This is a genomic window from Falsiroseomonas sp. E2-1-a20, assembly GCF_051433195.1.
Classification (GTDB): domain Bacteria; phylum Pseudomonadota; class Alphaproteobacteria; order Acetobacterales; family Acetobacteraceae; genus Falsiroseomonas.
Genome location: NZ_JBHMFT010000002.1, coordinates 23,745 through 41,436 on the forward strand (window position 1 = coordinate 23,745; position 17,692 = coordinate 41,436).

Genomic DNA, 17,692 nt, shown 5'->3' on the forward strand with positions numbered 1-17,692 from the left:
CCTCACTCACCGCTTCGAGGCCCATCCTTGTGCATGCCGGAGAATTGACCTTCGGCGCCACCCGGCGCGACACTGGCGCCGCGACGGGATGGGGAGCTGGGCCTTGGGCTGGCGTGTCGGCGTGGATTCGGGTGGCACCTTCACCGATGTCTGCCTGTTCGAGGAGGAGTCCGGCCGCATTGCGGTCTGGAAGGTGTCCTCCACCCCGGATGATCCCTCCCGCGGCATCGCCGGCGGGGTGGCGGAGGGCATGGAGCAGGTCGGGCGCGCACCGGGCGAGATCGCCTATTTCGGCCACGGCACCACGGTCGCGACCAACGCGCTGATCCAGCATCGCGGCGTCCGCACCGGCCTGGTGACCACCGATGGCTTCCGCGACCTGCTGGAGATCGGCCGGCAGAAGCGGCCGGACCTGTACGACCTGCAGGTGGACAAGCCGCCGGTGCTGGTGGCGCGGGAGTTGCGGCTGCAGGTGCCGGAGCGCATCCGCCACGACGGCACGGTGGAGACCGCGCTGGACGAGCAGGCGGTGCGCGAGGCGGCGCGGGCGCTGAAGGCGGCCGGGGTACAGGCCATCGCCATCTGCTTCCTCTACAGCTTCGTGCGACCCGACCACGAGGCCACGGCACGCCGGATCATCGAAGAAGAATTGCCCGGCATCTTCCTGACGACGAGCCACGAGATCGCACCGGAGTTCCGCGAATACGAACGGCTGTCGACCGCGGTGGTGAACAGCTACCTCGGCCCCGTCATGCGCGGCTACATCAAGCGCCTGGCGGAACGGCTGGCGGCGCTCGGCGTCACCGCCACGCCGCATCTGACGCAATCCAATGGCGGCGTCATAGGCTTCGAGGCGGCGGCCGAGATGCCGGTGCGCATGGTGCTGTCCGGCCCCTCCACCGGCGTGGTCGGTGCGCAGGCGATCGGGCGGCTGTCCGGCTTTCCGGACCTCATCACCTTCGACATGGGCGGCACCAGCACCGACGTGGCGCTGTTGCAGGGCGGCGAGCCGCGGCTGACCGGGGAGGCCATCGTGCATGGCTACCCCATCAAGGCGCCGATGCTGGATATCCACACGGTCGGCGCCGGCGGTGGCTCCATCGCCTTCGTCGACTCCGGCGGGCTGCTGAAGGTCGGCCCGCGCAGTTGCGGCGCCGATCCCGGACCGGTCTGCTACGGCCGCGGCAACGAGGAAGCGGCGGTGACGGACGCCAATGTCGTGCTCGGCACATTGCATCCCACGCATCTGCTCGGCGGCCGCATGCCGATTCGGCGCGACCTTTCGGTGGCGGCCGTGGAAAGGCTGGCGAAGCAGCTCGGGCTGGGGGTGATGGAGACGGCGCAGGGCATCCTGTCCGTCGTCACGGCCAACATGGCGAAGGCCATCCGCGTCATCAGCGTGCAGCGCGGGCATGATCCGCGCGACTACACGCTGATCGCCTTCGGCGGCGCCGGGCCGCTGCATGCGGCGCGCCTGGCGAAGGAGTTGGACATCCGCCGCGTGCTGGTCCCGCGCAACCCCGGCATCCTCTGCGCCATGGGCCTGCTGCTGACCGACCTGCGCGCGGATTTCGCGGCGACCCGGCTGACGGCGCTGGACGCCGAGGCGCTGGCGCCGATGGAGACAGCCTTCGCGACACTGGCGGCGACGGCGGAACGCTGGTTCGCGCAGGAACACATCGCGCCGGACAAGCGCATGATCCGCCGCACCGTGGACATGCGCTATGCCGGCCAGAACTACGAATTGCCGGTGGCGCTGCCGGATGGCCCCTTCACCGCCGCCACCCTCGCGCATCTGGCGGAGGGTTTCGCGGCCGCGCATCGGCAGATGTACGGCTTCATCGCGGAAGGCGAGGCGGTGCAGCTCGTCACCTTCCGGCTGGAGGCGACCGGCCTGGTCCGCAAGGCGGAACTCAAGCCGCGCCCGCTGCAAGGCCCGGATGCGACGGCCGCGCTGGAGGCGACGCGGGAAGTGTGGTTCCCCGAGGCTGGCGGCGTGGTCGCCGTGCCGGTCTATGCACGGGACAGGCTGGCCCCCGGCAACCGCATCGCGGGCCCCGCCATCGTCGAGCAGATGGATGCGACGACGGTGATCCTGCCCGGCCAGGATGCGCGCGTGGACGCCTACGACAATCTGATCCTGGAGGCCTCGGCATGAGCAACACGCGCCCCGACCCGATCACGGTCGAGGTCATCGGCTCCGCCCTGTCGTCCATCGTCGAGGAGATGGGGGAGGCGCTGGTGCGCGCCTCCTACTCCACCAACATCAAGGAACGGCGGGACTGTTCCACCGCGCTGTTCGACATCGCCGGCAACACCTTGTGCCAGGCGGAACACATCCCGATCCATCTCGGCAGCTTCATCGGCATCATCGCGCATGTGCTGAAGCGGCACCCGATGGACCAGATGCAGCCTGGCGACGTCTTCGTCGGCAACGATGCCTATGAGGGCGGCGGCACCCACCTGCCGGATATCGTGCTGGCGGAGCCCATCTTCGTCGAGGGCCGCATCGTCTCCTGGGCCGTGAACCTGGCGCACCATTCGGATTTCGCGGACCGTGGCCACGCGCACATCTTCCAGGAAGGCCTGCGCATCCCGCCGATCCGCCTGTACCGCGCCGGGGAGTTGCAGACGGACGTGCAGGAACTGATCCTGCTGAACTGCCAGGTGCCGCGGGAGCGTCTGTCCGACCTGCGCGCGCAGATGGCCGCCAACCGCCTCGGCGTGTCGCGCATGCAGGCGCTGTGCGCGAAGTACGGCACGGAGACGGTGCTGGCGGCGGGGCAGGCGCTGCAGGATTACGCGGAGCGCAAGATGCGCGCCGGCATCGCGGCCATCCCGGACGGCAGCTGGACCTTCGCGGATGTGCACGACAGCCCCGAGATCACCGGCGAATTGCCGCTGACCCTGACGCTGACCGTCGCGGGCGACGCCATGACGCTGGATTTCGACGGCCCGGACCAGGTACGCGCCGGCATCAACATGACGATGACGGCATTGCTCGCCACGGTCTACTACGCGGTGAAGACCGTGGTGGACCCGACGCTGCTGCCGAATGCCGGCCTCGCCCGGCCGCTGCGCGTCACGGCGCGGGAAGGCAGCGTGCTGAACTGCGTGCTGCCGGCGGCGGTGAATGCGCGGCTGTCCACCTGCCAGCGCGTGGTGGACCTCATCCACGGCGCGCTCGCGCAGGCGGTGCCGGCGCGCGTCACCGCGGCGCATAACGGCGCCTGCTTCGTCGCCTCCTTCGTCGGACGGCAGCCCGTCACCGGCGAGCCCTGGGTGTATCTGGAAACGATCGGTGGCGGTTTCGGCGCGCGGGCGGAGAAGGACGGGCTGGATGGCGTGCATGTGCACACCACCAACACCTCCAACCTGCCGGTCGAGGCGCTGGAGATCGAATACCCGCTGACGCTGATGCGCTACGAACTGGTCGAGGGTTCCGGCGGCGCCGGCCGGCAGCGTGGCGGCATGGGCCTGCGCCGGGTCTATCGCGCCGAAGCGGAATGCCGCCTCCGCCTGGACGGCTCCCGCTTCCTGTCGCGCCCCTGGGGCCTGGACGGCGGCCAGCCGGGCGAGTCCGGAAAATTCCGCTTTGCGCCAGGCATCGCGCCCTTCGCGCTCGGCAATGGCCTGTTGCGCGCCGGCGACTGGGTCGAGATCATCACCCCCGGCGGCGGCGGCTATGGCCCGCCCTCGGAGCGAGGCCGTGACGCCGTGCGGCGTGACGTGGCGGAAGGCAGCATTGCGCCCGGTCCTGCCCGGGAGATCTACGGAGCCATCTGAAACAGGGAGAACAAGATCATGCAGACCTCGCGACGCGGATTACTCGCCGCCGCAGCGGCCCTTCCCTTCCTGCCCGGGGCGAGCCCGGCATGGGCGCAGCGGAGCCCGGGCGTGCTGCGCTTCGGCCTGTCCTCCTTCCCGCCCAGCCTGCAGCCCTGGGCCAATACCGGCACCGCGGCGGCCACGGTGAAGCTGCTGATCCATCGCGGCCTGCTGTCCTACGCGCCGGACGGCAAGCTGCGCGGCGAACTGGCCGAATCCTGGTCGAACGAGAACCCCACCACCTGGGTGTTCCGCCTGCGCGGCAACGCGCTGTTCCACAACGGCGAGCCGGTCACTGCGGCCGACGTGAAGTGGAACATCGAGCAGATCGCGGGCGAACGCTCCACCGCCTACTACCGCGCGGAGATGCAGAACGTGGCCGCCGTGGAGACGCCGGATGCGCGCACCGTCCGCATCGTCACGAAGTCGCCCATCGCCACGCTGCCGAACTGGCTCGCCTCCTACCACATGATGATGGTGAACCCGCGCAGCCCGACCGGCGCCGGCGTGCTGCCGATCGGTGCCGGACCCTTCACCATCACGGCGCAGGAACGCGGCACCTCCATCGATCTCGCCGCCTTCGACCGCTACTACAAGCCGGGCCAGCCGAAGCTGCGCGGCCTGCGCCTGATTGCCTATGCGGACGAGAATTTGCGGGTTTCCGCCATCCGCGCCGGCGACGTGGACCTGATCGAATACGTGCCCTGGCAGGCGATGGCGGCGATCGAGGCGGATGAGCGGCTGAAGCTGGACGCCACCAACGGCCCCTTCATGTATCTCAACTTCAACGCGACCCGGCCGCATCTCGGCGATGCGCGGGTGCGGCGCGCCATCGGCCACGCCATCAAGCGGGACGACATCGTGAAGGTCGCCTTCTTCGGTCGTGGCAGCGCGCTGGAGGGCCTGCCGATCGCGCCCGGCAGCGAGTTCTTCGACGAGACGCTGTCGAAGGGACAGGCCTACGACCCCGACAAGGCCAAGGCCCTGTTGCGGGAAGCCGGGCTGCCGAACGGCTTCAGCACCAGCCTGCTGTCCACCGCGCAATACGGCATGCACAAGGACACGGCGGAGGTGGTGCAGCAGCACCTCGCCGCCGTCGGCATCCAGGCGGAGCTGCGCCTGCCGGATTGGGCGACGCGGGTGAACCTCGGCAATCGCGGGCAGTTCGACATCGCGGTGATGGGCACGGCCACCGACAACAACGATGCGGATGGCCTGAACAGCCTGATCGACGGCTCACTCTCCCCCTCCTACGTCCGCAGCGCCGGGCTGCGCATCCCGAAGCTGGAGGAGCTGATGCGGGCCGGGCGCGCCGAGTTCGACACCGCGAAGCGGCGCGAGATCTACCTGGAGGCGCAGCGGGTGGCGCTGGCCGAGGCGCCGCTGGTCGGCCTCGCCTGGCGCAGCCAGGGCTATGCCATGTCGAAGTCGGTCACCGGCTTCCAGGCGATGCCCGGTGCGCTGAACTTCTTCAGCGGCATCACGCTGGAGGACACGGCTATCGCCTGACCACCGCCAGCAGAAGACCCTCCGCGGCGAAGGCGAGCGCCGCTGTCGCCGCGGCGCCCTGCAGCACCAGCAACTGGTTCTGGTTCTGCAGGCCGAGCACGATGGGCGTGCCGAGGGTGGAGGCGCCGGCCAGCGCCCCCACCGCGGCCGTCGCCACCGCCAGCACCAGCGCCACCCGAAGCCCGTCCAGAACCAATGGCCAGGCCAGCGGCAGTTCCACCTCCCGCAACGCGCCCACCGGGGTGTAGCCGAGCGCCAGCGCCGCGAGCCGCGCATCCGGCGGCACCGCTTCCAGCGCCGCGACGGTGGCGCGCAGCACCGGCATGATGCCGTACAGCAGCAGCGCCAGGATGGTCGGCCCCCAGCCGAAGCCGAAGGCCGGCACCGCCAGCGCCACCACCACCACGGGCGGCACCGCCTGGGCGCCGGCGGCCAGCGCATCCGCCGCCGGTCGCAGCGCCACCAGCGCCGGGCGCGTCACCAGGATGCCGAGCGCGAGGCCGATCAGCGCCGCCGGGATCACCCCCGCCAGCGCCAGCCCGACATGGCCGAGCGCCAGCCCGGCCAGCCGCCCGGCCGGGAAACCGCCAAACCAGGCGGGCACCAGCGCCACCAGGGCCAGCAGGCCGGCCAGCAGCAGCGGTGCCGCGCGCAACCTTCTCATCGCCCTCGGGCCAGCACGGCGTCGAGCCGGATGGAGCCACCCTCCACCGCCAGCACGTTCCGGCCGGTTTCCGCCATGCGGGACAGCGCATCGGCCAGCGTCGCGTCCGCCGGCAGCACCGGCGCGCCGGGTGGCGCCGGGGTCGGGTCGCGTGCCTCGGCGACCGAGAGCAGGGAAAGCCGCCGCAGGCCGGGCTGCGCGCCGCCCAGCAATTCGCGGGCGAAGGGCGCGGCATCGGGCGCGACCAGGGCCGCAGGCGGCCCATCCGCCTCCACCCGCCCGTCGCGCAGCACCACCACCTGCGTGGCCAGCTCCAGCGCCTCCTCCGGGTCGTGCGTCACCAGCACGATCGTCTTGCCGGTCTCCGCGTGGATGCGCCGAAGCTCCGCGCGCAGGTCGCGGCGGGTGAGGGGGTCCACCGCGCCGAAGGGCTCGTCCATCAGCAATATGTCGGGGTCCGCCGCCAGCGCCCGCGCCAGGCCGACGCGCTGCGCCTGGCCACCGGACAGCGCGCCGGGCAGGCGTTCGCCGAGCGAGGGGTCGAGCTGCACCAGCGCCAGCAATTCCTCGACCCGGGCCGCGATGCGCGCGCGGTCCCAGCCCAGCAGGCGCGGCACGGTGCCGATATTGGCGGCGACGCTGCGATGCGGGAACAGGCCGGTGGACTGCATGACATAGCCGATGGACCGCCGCAGCCGCGCCGGCTCCAGCCCCGCCACGTCCTGGCCGCGCACGCGGATGCGGCCGGCGCTCGGCTCCACCAGCCGGTTGACCAGCCGCATCAGCGTGGACTTGCCCGAGCCGGATGGCCCGACCAGCGCGCAGAGCACGCCGTCCGGCACGGTCAGGGTCACCTGGGACAGCGCATCGACCTCAGCGAAGCGCACCGCCACATCCTCGAACTGGATCATGCGGGCGTCCCCAGGACTTGTTCGACGGATCGTGTCAGCGCATCCGCCACCAGTGCCAGCAGCACGATGGGCAGGGCGCCGAGCAGCATCAGGTCGGTCGCGAACTGCGCCAGCCCCTCGAAGACCAGCGCGCCCAGGCCGCCCGCCCCGACCAGCCCGCCCAGCGTCACCAGCCCGATCGCCTGCACCACGGCGACGCGCAGCCCGCCGGCGAACACCGGCAGCGCCAGCGGCAGGCGCACTTCCCGCGTGATGCCGCCTTCCGTCATGCCCATGGCACGGGCGGCGGCGACGGCGGCGGGGTTGGCGGAGACCAGACCGCCGAGCACCGCGCGCCACAGCGGCAGCGCCAGGTAGCCGGCCGTGGCGATGACCGCCGGCGCCGGGCCGATCGCACCCAGCCCCAGGCCGCGCAGCGCCGGGGCCAGCGCCAGCAGCGCCGCCAGCAGCGGGATCAGCGCGGCGAACAGCGCGATGGCCGGCACCACCTGGATCGCGCCGAGCACCGCCCCCACCGGACCGGCGGCGCCGGGGCGGCGGAAGCCGGCCCAGGCCAGCGGCACGGCGACCAGCAGCGCCAGCAGCAGCGCACCGCCGGCCAGCGCCACATGCCGCAGCAGCGCAGCATGCACGGCGTCCTGCCGCGCCCGGTATTCCACCATCAGGGACAAGGGTTCGAACACGCCGCCGAGCCACAGCACGGCCAGGCCGGCAGCGCCCGCAACGGCCAGCATGGCGCGGCCGGCGAAGGACAGCGCCGCGGCACGGGCGGCGGCGAGCGCCAATGCGGCGACCAGCGCCACCCAGAAACCTCCGCCAAGGCCGGCGCGCGCCGCCGGTGCCATGCCCTCCAGGGCACGGCCCGCCGCACCGCCGGTGGCCCAGAGCAGCAGGATCGCCGCGGCCAGGGCCAGCATCGCGCCGATCAGCGAGGGGATACGCGGCCACACCGCCAGCGCCAGGGCCGCCAGCGCCACGGCCCCGGCCCAGCCGGTCGCCGAGACTCCGCCGAGCGGCACGCCCGGCAGCAGCCGGTTCGGCGCCACCGTCAGCCAGGGCAGCAGCAGCCCGGCCAGGACCAGCAGCGCCAGCAGGCCGCGTCCCGCGACCGCCGCAGGCATCAGCCGCGCCGCAGGGTGCCGAAATGCTCCCGCGCCACCGCCGCCGCGGTACGGCCCTCGACCGCCACCTTGCCGTTCAGTTCCTGCAGCTTCTCCAGCGTCAGGGAGGCGAAGACCGGCGCCAGCGCGTCCCGGATGCCCGGATGCGCCTCCAGCACCGCGGCGCGCACCACCGGGGCCGGCTCATAGACGATCTGCGCGCCCTTGGTGTCGCGCATCACCACCAGGCTCAGCGCCGAGATCGCGCCGTCCGTGCCATAGACCATCGCCGCGTTGACGCCGGAGATGCCCTGCGCCGCCGCCCGCATGGTCACCGCCGTGTCGCCGCCCGGCAGCACCGTGATGCGGTCGCGCGGGAAGCTGAAGCCGTAGGTCCGCTCGAAGCTGCCGAGCGCCGCCGGGCTTTCCACGAATTCGGCCGAGGCCGCGAGGCGCAGCTTGCCGGCCGTGGTGGCGCGGGCGAAATCCTCCATCGTCGCCAGGCGTTCGGCGCGGGCCACGTCGCCGCGCACCGCGATGGCCCAGGTGTTGTTGGCCTCGGCGCGGGCCAGCCAGACCAGGTTGTTCGCCTCCCGGTCCAGCCGCGCGACCAGCTCATGCGCGCTGGGGCCGCTGCGCCAGGCGGGGTCATCCTCCCGCTGGAAGAAGAAGGCGCCGTTGCCGGTGTATTCGGGGTACAGGTCGACCTCGCCGGCCACCAGCGCGGTGCGCACGATGCGGGTCGGGCCGAGCGAGAGCCGCGCCTCGGTCGGGATGCGCGCCGCCTCCAGCGCCACCAGGATCAGGTTGCCGAGCAGCGCCCCTTCGGTGTCGATCTTGGAGGACACCACCACCGGCCGCGCCGCGCCCTGGGCCCCCGCCCGGGTCGCCGCCAGCGCGAGGGGGATCGCCGCCAAGGCCCGCCGTCCAAACCTGCCTGCCGACATTCCTGCCTCCCGTTCCCGAAGCCGATCATCCACCCGACGGCAGCGTGCCACGCCGCCAACGGTTCCACGCGACCCTGCGCGATCTGGGGCCGCTTTGCATCCGCGCACCCCGCATGGACTCTTGTTCATCTACCTGCCAAACAGCCGGCCGCAAATCACGCCGGGCGACACAGGCCATGTCGCGGTCTATGGTGCCGCCCGTGGCGCACCGCGTGCAACAGTTGCGGCACGGCCCGCGTTGCCGGCCGGGCGCCCGTCAGGCCATTCGGCGCCGGAAGAGGATGAGATGCCGATCACCGATCTTCTGTCGGCCGAGGACATCGCCCTGGGTCAGGCCGCCGGCAACAAGCGCAGCCTGATCCAGGATCTGGCCGGACAGGCCGCCGGGCGCCTCGGCCGCCCGGTGGAGGAAGTGCGGGCGGCGCTGGAGGCGCGGGAGCAACTCGGCTCCACCGCACTCGGCCGCGGCGTCGCCCTGCCGCATGCCCGGCTGCCCGGGGACGATGCGCCGTTGCTGCTGGTGACGCGCCTGGCGCGCGCGATCGATTTCGAGGCGCGCGACGAGGAGCCGGTGGACCTGGTCTTCACCGTGCTGTGGCCGGAAGCCGATGCCGAGGGGTTCCTCCCGGCGCTGTCCGGCCTGTGCCGTTCGCTGCGCAATCCTCAGGTGCTGCAGCGCCTGCGCCAGGCCCGCGAGCCAACGGATGTGCTGGCGCTGCTGCGCCAGGCCGCGCCGGCGCAGATGCCCGAATGATGCCTGCGCGCTGATGCCCGATGCGCTGCTGCTGATCACCGCCCTCGCGCTGCCCTTCCTCGGCGCGCTGGCCGCGGTGCTTCTGCCGATCAACGCCCGCGATGCCGCGGCCCGGCTGGCCGGGGCGGTGACGCTCGGTGCGCTGCTGCTGGTCTGGCTGGCCTGGCCGACGGTGGCCGGGGGCGGCGTGCTGCGGGCGGAACTGCCCTGGATGCCGACGCTGGGGCTGAACCTGTCGCTGCGGATGGACGGCTTTGCCTGGATGTTTGCCGGGCTTGTCACGGGCATCGGCTTCCTGGTGGTGCTGTACGCCCGCTACTACATGTCCGCCGAAGACCCGGTGCCGCGCTTCTTCGCCTTCCTGCTGGCCTTCATGGGGTCGATGCTGGGGCTGGTGCTGTCCGGCAACCTGGTGCAGCTGGTGTTCTTCTGGGAACTGACCAGCCTGTTCTCCTTCCTGCTGGTCGGATACTGGCACCACACCGCCGCGGCGCGGGACGGCGCGCGCATGGCGCTGACCGTCACGGCGAGCGGCGGGCTCGCCTTGTTCGCGGGCGTGCTGGTACTCGGCCATATCGTCGGCAGCTACGAGCTGGATGCGGTGCTGGCCGCCGGCGACCGCATCCGCGAGCACCCGCTGTATCTCCCGGCGCTGGTGCTGGTGCTGCTCGGCACGCTGAGCAAAAGCGCGCAGTTCCCGTTCCATTTCTGGCTGCCGCACGCCATGGCGGCGCCGACGCCGGTGTCCGCCTACCTGCATTCGGCGACGCTGGTGAAGGCCGGCGTGTTCCTGATGGCGCGGCTGTGGCCGGTGATGGCGGGCACCGACGCCTGGTTCTGGATGGTCGGCACCGCGGGCCTGGTGACGCTGCTGGTCGGCGCCTACATCGCCATCTTCCAGCACGACCTGAAGGGGCTGCTGGCCTATTCCACCATCAGCCATCTCGGCCTGATCACGCTGCTGCTCGGCCTGAACAGCAGCCTCGCCATGGTGGCGGCGATCTTCCACATCATGAATCACGCGGCCTTCAAGGCCAGCCTGTTCATGGCCGCCGGCATCATCGACCACGAAACCGGCACGCGAGATATCCGCCGATTGTCCGGCCTCAACCGGTCCATGCCCTTCACCGCCCGGCTGGCGCTGGTGGCCGCCGCCGCCATGGCCGGCGTGCCGCTGCTGAACGGCTTCCTGTCGAAGGAGATGTTCTTCGCCGAGGCGCTGTCCGCCGACAGCCCGCTGCCCGTCGCCTTCGGCCTGCTGCCGCTGCTGGCCATGGTCGGCAGCGCCTTCGCCGTGACCTATTCGCTGCGCTTCATCCACGGGGCCTTCTTCGGCCCGGATCCCACGGACCTGCCGCAGAAGCCGCACGAGCCGCCGGCCTGGATGCGCTTCCCGGTGGAGATCCTGGTGCTGGCCTGCATCATGGTGGGCGTGCTGCCGGCCGCCACGGTCGGACCCTTCCTGGACGTGGCCGCAACCTCCGTGCTCGGCGCGGCGACGCCCCGCTACAGCCTCGCGGTCTGGCACGGCTTCAACCTGCCGCTGCTGATGAGCGTGATCGCGCTCGCCGCCGGCGTCGGCCTCTACCTGCTGCTGCAACGCTACCTGCTGACCGGGGCGGAGGGCGTGCCGCTGCTGCGGCGCTGGGAAGGACAGCGCATCTTCGAGCGGGTGATGGTCTTCCTGTCCTGGCGCCTGGCGCGCCGGCTGGAATCCTGGCTCGGCACAAGGCGCCTGCAGCCGCAGCTGCGCCTGCTGGTCGGCGTCTCCATCATCGCCGCGGCGCTGGCCGTGTATCTGCGCGGCCTGGCGCCGGGCAACCTGACGCCCTGGGCGGTGGACCCGGTGATCGGGCTGGTCTGGCTGGTGGGCGCCGCCTGCGCCATCGGCGCCGCCTGGCAGGCGAAGTACCACCGGCTGGCCGCGCTGATCCTGCTTGGCGCCGTGGGCCTCGTGGTCTGCATCACCTATGTCTGGTTCTCCGCCCCCGACCTCGCCCTGACCCAGTTGCTGGTGGAGGTGGTGACGACGGTGCTGCTGCTGCTCGGCCTGCGCTGGCTGCCGAAGCGCCAGGCCGGTGCCACGGCGGGAACGCCGGAGGTGGTGACGCTGACGCGCCGCCTGCGCGACCTGGCCATCGCCATTGGCGCCGGCGGCGGCATGGCGGTGCTGGCCTATGGTGTCATGACGCGCACGCCACCCGACCTGCTGGCCGAGCATTTCCTGGCGCGCGCCTATGCCGAGGGCGGCGGCACCAACGTCGTCAACGTCATCCTGGTGGATTTCCGCGGCTTCGATACGCTGGGCGAATTGGCCGTGCTCGGCGTGGTGGCGCTGTCCGTCTTCGCGCTGCTGCGCCGCTTCCGCCCGGCGCCGGACAGCATCGAGGTGCCGGAACAGCAGCGCGACCAGGATGCCGTCGACATCGCGCATCCCGACCGCCGGGCCGGCGACACGGCGTCCGACTGGCTGCTGGTGCCCGGCGTCGTCTCCCGCATGCTGTTCCCGGTGATCGGCGTGGTCGCGCTGTACCTGCTGCTGCGCGGGCACGACCAGCCGGGCGGCGGCTTCGCGGCCGGGCTGGTGATGTCCATCGCCTTCCTGCTGCAATACATGATCGGCGGCGCGCAATGGGTGGAGGACCACCTGCGCGTGCTGCCGCTGCGCTGGATCGGCTTCGGGCTGCTGCTGGCGGGTGGCACCGGCGTGGTGCCGATGCTGCTCGGCTTCCCCTTCCTGACCACCTACTTCGGCTATGCCGAGTTGCCGCTGATCGGCCGCATACCGACGGCAAGCGCGCTGATCTTCGACATCGGCGTGTTTGCCCTGGTGGTCGGTGCCACCGTGCTGATGCTGATCGCCCTCGCCCACCAGTCCGTCCGCGGCCACCGTGCCGCCGCGCGGCCGGTGGCGGCGGCACCGCCGGCACCGCAGCCGCTGCGCCAGGCGGCCCCGGCCGGCGATGGCGTGGGGGGCGACTGATGGAACTCATCGTCTCCCTCGGAATCGGCGTGCTCACCGGCTCCGGCGTCTGGCTGCTGCTGCGGCCGCGCACCTTCCAGGTCATCATGGGGCTGTCGCTGCTGTCCTACGCCGTGAACCTGTTCATCTTCTCCACCGGCGGGCTGCGCAGCGGCGCGGCGCCGATCCTGCCGCCGGGCGGCACCGGCACCCTGGCGCAGCACGCGGACCCGCTGCCGCAGGCGCTGGTGCTGACCGCCATCGTCATCAGCTTCGCCACCACGGCGCTGTTCCTGGTGCTGCTGCTGGCCTCCCGCGGCCTGACCGGCACGGACCATGTCGATGGGCGGGAGCAGGATCGCTGATGGCCTGGATCGACCAGTTGATGATCCTGCCGATCATCCTGCCGATGCTGGCCGGCACGCTGATGGTGCTGGTGCCCGACCAACGGCAGTTCAAGGCCGGCCTCGGCATCGCGTCGATGGTCGCGCTGGTCGTGCTCGCGGTGCTGTTGCTGCTGCGGGCCGATTCGGTGCCGGGGGCGGAGGCTGCCGCGGTGCAGGTGTACCGGCTCGGCGACTGGCCGGCGGCCTTCGGCATCGTGCTGGTGCTGGACCGGCTTTCGGCGCTGATGCTGCTGCTGTCGGCCCTCCTGGGCCTGGCCGCGCTGACCTTTTCCCTGGCGCGCTGGCACAATGCGGGGGCGCATTTCCACCCGCTGTTCCAGTTCCAGCTCATGGGCCTGAACGGCGCCTTCCTGACCGGCGACCTGTTCAACCTGTTCGTGTTCTTCGAGGTGATGCTGGCGGCCTCCTACGGCCTGCTGCTGCATGGGTCCGGCACCGCGCGGGTGCGCGCCGGGCTGCACTACATCGCGATCAACCTCGGCGCCTCGCTGCTGTTCCTGGTCGGCGTCAGCATGGTCTATGGCCTGGCCGGCACGCTGAACATGGCCGACCTGGCGGGCCGCATCCCGGCGATGGACCCGGCGGATCGCGGGCTGTTCGAGGCCGGCATGGCGATCCTCGGCATCGCCTTCCTCATCAAGGCGGGGATGTGGCCGCTGGGCTTCTGGCTGGTGCCGGCCTATGCCGCGGCCAGCACGCCGGCGGCGGCCATCCTGTCCATCCTCAGCAAGGTCGGCGTCTATGCCGTGCTGCGGCTGTGGCTGCTGCTGTTCGGCGAGGGTGCCGGCGCATCGGCCGGCTTCGGCGGCACCTGGCTGATGGCGGGCGGGCTGCTGACCATCCTCTATGGCTGCATCGCGGTGCTGGCGACGCAGAGCATGCCACGCCTGGCCGGTGCCTGCGTGCTGGTATCCTCCGGCACCCTGCTGGCCGCGATCGGCGCCGGCCAGGTGGCGGTGACCGGCGGCGCGCTGTTCTACATGGCCAGTTCCATCCTCGGCATCGCCGCCTTCTTCCTGCTGATCGAGCTGGTGGAGCGCAACCGCGAGGAGGTCGGCGCCGACGTGCTGGCGGTGACCCGGGAAGCCTTCGGCACCGGGGAGGAGGAGGAGCCGGAGGAGGATGCCGTCGGCGTCGCCATCCCCGCCACCATCGCCATCCTCGGCCTGAGCTTTTCGGTCTGCGCGCTGCTGCTGGCCGGCCTGCCGCCGCTGTCCGGCTTCCTGGCCAAGTTCGCCATGCTGGCGCCGCTGTTCACCGGCGGGCAGCCAGCCATTCCCGCCGGGTCCTGGCTGCTGCTGGCCGCCCTGCTGCTGTCCGGCCTCGCGACCGTGGTGGCGATGACGCGCACCGGCATCGACGCCTTCTGGACCTCCTCCGGCCCCGCGCCGCGGGTCGGGCTGGTGGAGATCGCACCGGTGGTGGGGTTGCTGGTGCTGGCCATCGCCATGACGGTGCAGGCCGGGCCGGTGCTGCGCTACATGCAGGCGACGGCGGATGGGCTGCACGCGCCGGCGGCCTATGTCCGCGGCGTGGTGGAGTCCAGCCCATGACGCGGCTGCTGCCCTACCCGCTGCTGTGGCTTGCGCTGCTGGCGATGTGGCTGCTGCTGGTCGGAAGCGTCGCCCCGCGTTCGATCCTGATGGGCAGCCTGGCCGCCTTCGGCGCCTGCTGGGCGCTGGTGGCGCTGCGCCCGCCGCAGGCGCGGCTGCGGCGCCCACGCGCCATGGCGCAACTGGCCTGGGTGGTGCTGGTGGAGATCGTGCGGTCCAACAACGCGGTCGCGCGCATCGTGCTGCGCGGCCGGCCGCGGGACGTGCCGCGCCAGTCCGGCTTCGTCCTGGTGCCGCTCGACCTGCGCGACCCCTATGGCCTGGCGGTGCTTGGCTGCATCCTGACGGCGACGCCCGGCACCGTCTGGGTGGAATACGACAGCGCCCGCAGCACCATGCTGCTGCATGTGCTGGACCTGATCCCGGACGACGACTGGGTGCGCATCATCAAGGACCGCTACGAGATCCGGCTGAGGGAGATCTTCGAATGACCGCATCCCTGCTGTCCTGGTCGGTCTACCTGGCGCAGATCATGCTGGTGCTGGCGATGGGCTGCGCCGCCTTCCGCGTGCTGGTCGGCCCACGCGCGCAGGACCGCGTGCTGGGGCTCGACACCATGTATGTGAACGGCGCCATCCTGCTGCTGGTCTTCGGCATCCGCACCGGCAGCACGGTGTATTTCGAGGCCGCCTTCATCATGGTGCTGCTCGGCTTCGTCGCCACCGCGGCGCTGGCCAAGTTCCTGATGCGCGGCGAGGTGATCGAATGACCGCGATCCCGGACATCCCCTTCGCCGCACTGCCCGGCTGGGCCGCCATCCTGGTGTCCCTGCTGCTGCTGGTGGGTGCGGCGCTGACGCTGGTGGGCTCCGCCGGGCTGCTGCGGATGCACAGCTTCTACGACCGCGTGCACACGCCGACGCTCGGCACCACGCTCGGCATCGGCTGCGTGCTGTTCGCCTCCATGATCTTCTTCTCCGTGCTGCAGACGCGGCTGGTGCTGCACGAACTGCTGATCGGCGTCGTCGTCGTCATCACCACGCCGGTGACACTGATGCTGCTGGCCCGCGCAGCGCTGTACCGGGACCGGCGGGAAGGCTCGATGGATGTGCCGCCGCCGCTGGAGGCTGGACCTCCGCCACAAAAATAATTTTGTTCATTCTGGTGGCATAGCTTCGCGATTGCTTCATCTGCGTCTACGAACCTGCCGACTTCGGGAGGGAGCAGGCCCCTCGGCAATGAAAAGGGGCGGGCAGGGCTTGCCGATGCAGGAACCGAGTGCCTTGCGGCAGGCCACCGCACCGGCCGCGCCGCGGCGCCCGCACGGCCTGAAGGCCCATCTCCTCGCCCTGTTCGTGGCCCTCCTGATCCCGTCGCTCGGCCTCGGCTCCGTCGTCGCCTGGCGCGCGGTGGAGGCCTATCGCCACGGCTTCGAGACGCGCCTGGAATGGACCGCGCGGGCGCTTGGCCTGGCGATCAACCAGGAGATCGCCGGGTTCGAGGCCCTGCTGGCCGGCCTTTCGACCAGCCGGCTGCTGGACGAGGGCGCCACGGCGGCCGACCTCGCCCAGTTCCACGCCCGGGCGCGGGAGGTGGCGGCGCCGCTCGACACCTGGGTGGTCGTCACCGGCCCCGGCCCGGACTTCCGCAACCAGGTGCACACGCTGGTGCCCGCCGGCACGGCGCTGCCCGGCGGCCTGATGCTGCCGGCCGAGGACGCGCCCCTGCCGAGGGTCTTCGCCACCGGCCGCACCGCGGTCGGCGGCGTGATCCGCGGCCGCACCTCCGGCCGCCCGGTCTCCTTCATCTTCGTCCCGGTGCTGCGCGAGGGTCGCGTCATCCGCGCGCTCGGCATGGCCCTGGACCCGGCGCGCCTGGCGGTGCTGCTGCAGGGCCAGGGGCTGAGCGGCGGCGCCTACGCGACCGTGGTCGACGCCGAGGGCCACATCGCCGCCCGGTCCCGCGACCATGAACGCCTGGTCGGGCGTGCCGTGCCCACCTGGTTCCGGCACCTGACCGCGGGGCGCGAAACCGGCTTCTTTCGCGGACCTGGGCTGGAGGCGGAGGAACTGGTCTTCGGCCTCGCGCCGATCCCGATCGCGCCGGGCTGGTCGGTCGCGGTGATCGAACCCTGGGCCAATTACGCCGCCAGCTGGTGGCGCCCGCTGGCAGTGCTGATGCTTGGCGGGATGGTCGTGATCGGCGGCGGCACGCTGATGGCCCTGGCCCTGGCCCGGCGCCTGGCGCGCTCCGTCGCCGATCTCGCCTTCGATGCCCGCGGCCTGGCAGCGGCCGCGGAAGGGACCGGCCCGCCACCGGCCGCAGGGCCCTCCGGCGTGACGGAACTGGAGGCGCTGCGCCTGGGGCTGCGCGCCGCGGCGGCGGAGTTGCGCGCCCGCGCCCAGGACAAGCGCGAGGCCGAGGATCGCCGCGGCTTCCTGATGCGGGAGGTGGACCACCGCGCCAAGAACGCCCTGGCTGTGGCGCTGGCCCTGATCCGCCTGGCGCCGCGCGACCTGCCACCGGATGACTTCGCGACCGCGGTCGAAGGCCGCGTCGCCGCCATGGCGCGCGCCCATTCGGTGCTGGCGAGCCAGGCCTGGAACGGCGCCGGGATGGCGGCGGTGGCGGAGGGGGAATTGGCGCCCTATGCCGGCCGCTACCATGCCGAGGGCCCGCCCGCCTGGCTGGCGGCGGAGGCGGTGCAGCCGCTGGCCATGCTGCTGCATGAACTCGCCACCAATGCGGCGCGCCATGGCGCCCTGGCATCTCCCACCGGCCGCATCTCCGTCACCTGGGCGTTCGCGGAGGATGGCGGGTTGCGGCTCGACTGGTCCGAGGAAGGCGGCCGGCCGCCAACGGGCGACCCGGCGCGGAGCGGCTTCGGCAGCCGGCTGATCAGGCAGTTGGCGGAACGGCAATTGGGCGGACGGATCGATCGCGACTGGAACGCCGGCGGCCTGCGCCTGTCGCTGACCCTGCCGCCGCGCCACGCGATGCCGGCCGGCGCACCTGCCGCGGCGTGACGCGGGCATGAAAAAGGCCGGGACGCTTTCGC

The 17,692-nt window shown here is 71.9% G+C and carries 15 protein-coding genes; 11 read left to right on the forward strand and 4 right to left on the reverse strand.

Translation table 11 applies throughout. The features are described from left to right. The first annotated feature begins 103 nt into the window (after positions 1-103). Genes ACFHPP_RS02580 through ACFHPP_RS02590 form a run of 3 tightly spaced genes read left to right on the forward strand, consistent with a single transcriptional unit; the run spans position 104 to position 5,337 of the window. Positions 104-2,158: a hydantoinase/oxoprolinase family protein gene (locus tag ACFHPP_RS02580; protein WP_437161704.1), complete on the forward strand. Its 2,055-nt coding sequence runs from the start codon at positions 104-106 to the stop codon at positions 2,156-2,158. Next, a complete protein-coding gene (locus ACFHPP_RS02585; protein WP_437161705.1) occupies positions 2,155-3,786 on the forward strand; it encodes a hydantoinase B/oxoprolinase family protein in 1,632 nt (543 codons plus the stop codon). The genes ACFHPP_RS02580 and ACFHPP_RS02585 overlap by 4 nt, the downstream gene beginning before the upstream one ends. An 18-nt stretch (positions 3,787-3,804) precedes the next feature. Next, positions 3,805-5,337, forward strand: a complete 1,533-nt coding sequence (locus tag ACFHPP_RS02590) for an ABC transporter substrate-binding protein (RefSeq protein WP_437161706.1) — start codon at positions 3,805-3,807, stop codon at positions 5,335-5,337. On the opposite strand, the gene ACFHPP_RS02595 is transcribed toward ACFHPP_RS02590, so the two are convergent. From ACFHPP_RS02595 to osmF, 4 genes are read right to left on the reverse strand one after another with little or no spacing between them, the layout of a single operon-like run. Then, positions 5,327-6,001, reverse strand: a complete 675-nt coding sequence (locus ACFHPP_RS02595) for an ABC transporter permease subunit (RefSeq protein ID WP_437161707.1) — start codon at positions 5,999-6,001, stop codon at positions 5,327-5,329. The genes ACFHPP_RS02590 and ACFHPP_RS02595 overlap by 11 nt on opposite strands. Beyond that, the gene (locus ACFHPP_RS02600; protein WP_437161708.1) at positions 5,998-6,912 is read right to left on the reverse strand and encodes an ABC transporter ATP-binding protein; all 915 of its coding nucleotides are present in this window, start codon (positions 6,910-6,912) and stop codon (positions 5,998-6,000) included. Before ACFHPP_RS02600 ends, ACFHPP_RS02595 begins: the two co-directional genes overlap by 4 nt. Further along, positions 6,909-8,033, reverse strand: coding sequence for an ABC transporter permease subunit (locus tag ACFHPP_RS02605; RefSeq protein WP_437161709.1), 1,125 nt, complete (start codon positions 8,031-8,033; stop codon positions 6,909-6,911). Before ACFHPP_RS02605 ends, ACFHPP_RS02600 begins: the two co-directional genes overlap by 4 nt. Next, the gene (gene osmF / locus ACFHPP_RS02610) at positions 8,033-8,929 is read right to left on the reverse strand and encodes a glycine betaine ABC transporter substrate-binding protein OsmF (protein WP_437161710.1); all 897 of its coding nucleotides are present in this window, start codon (positions 8,927-8,929) and stop codon (positions 8,033-8,035) included. Before osmF ends, ACFHPP_RS02605 begins: the two co-directional genes overlap by 1 nt. 316 nt (positions 8,930-9,245) lie before the next feature. Between osmF and ACFHPP_RS02615 the strand changes: the two genes are divergently transcribed. The 8 genes from ACFHPP_RS02615 (at position 9,246) to ACFHPP_RS02650 (ending at position 17,660) form a co-directional block, all read left to right on the forward strand. Beyond that, a complete protein-coding gene (locus ACFHPP_RS02615) occupies positions 9,246-9,713 on the forward strand; it encodes a PTS sugar transporter subunit IIA (RefSeq protein WP_437161711.1) in 468 nt (155 codons plus the stop codon). Between the two features lie 13 nt (positions 9,714-9,726). Beyond that, positions 9,727-12,696, forward strand: coding sequence for a monovalent cation/H+ antiporter subunit A (locus tag ACFHPP_RS02620; protein ID WP_437161712.1), 2,970 nt, complete (start codon positions 9,727-9,729; stop codon positions 12,694-12,696). Beyond that, positions 12,696-13,040, forward strand: a complete 345-nt coding sequence (locus ACFHPP_RS02625; protein ID WP_430668308.1) for a Na+/H+ antiporter subunit C — start codon at positions 12,696-12,698, stop codon at positions 13,038-13,040. Before ACFHPP_RS02620 ends, ACFHPP_RS02625 begins: the two co-directional genes overlap by 1 nt. Next, positions 13,040-14,635, forward strand: a complete 1,596-nt coding sequence (locus tag ACFHPP_RS02630; protein ID WP_437161713.1) for a monovalent cation/H+ antiporter subunit D — start codon at positions 13,040-13,042, stop codon at positions 14,633-14,635. The genes ACFHPP_RS02625 and ACFHPP_RS02630 overlap by 1 nt, the downstream gene beginning before the upstream one ends. Next, complete coding sequence (locus ACFHPP_RS02635; RefSeq protein WP_437161714.1) at positions 14,632-15,126, forward strand: Na+/H+ antiporter subunit E; 495 nt, start codon at positions 14,632-14,634, stop codon at positions 15,124-15,126. The genes ACFHPP_RS02630 and ACFHPP_RS02635 overlap by 4 nt, the downstream gene beginning before the upstream one ends. Next, positions 15,123-15,404, forward strand: coding sequence for a K+/H+ antiporter subunit F (locus ACFHPP_RS02640; RefSeq protein ID WP_430668305.1), 282 nt, complete (start codon positions 15,123-15,125; stop codon positions 15,402-15,404). The genes ACFHPP_RS02635 and ACFHPP_RS02640 overlap by 4 nt, the downstream gene beginning before the upstream one ends. After that, complete coding sequence (gene mnhG, locus ACFHPP_RS02645) at positions 15,401-15,784, forward strand: monovalent cation/H(+) antiporter subunit G (RefSeq protein ID WP_437161715.1); 384 nt, start codon at positions 15,401-15,403, stop codon at positions 15,782-15,784. The genes ACFHPP_RS02640 and mnhG overlap by 4 nt, the downstream gene beginning before the upstream one ends. Before the next feature lie 133 nt (positions 15,785-15,917). Further along, positions 15,918-17,660: an HWE histidine kinase domain-containing protein gene (locus tag ACFHPP_RS02650; protein WP_437161716.1), complete on the forward strand. Its 1,743-nt coding sequence runs from the start codon at positions 15,918-15,920 to the stop codon at positions 17,658-17,660. Positions 17,661-17,692: the final 32 nt, after the last annotated feature.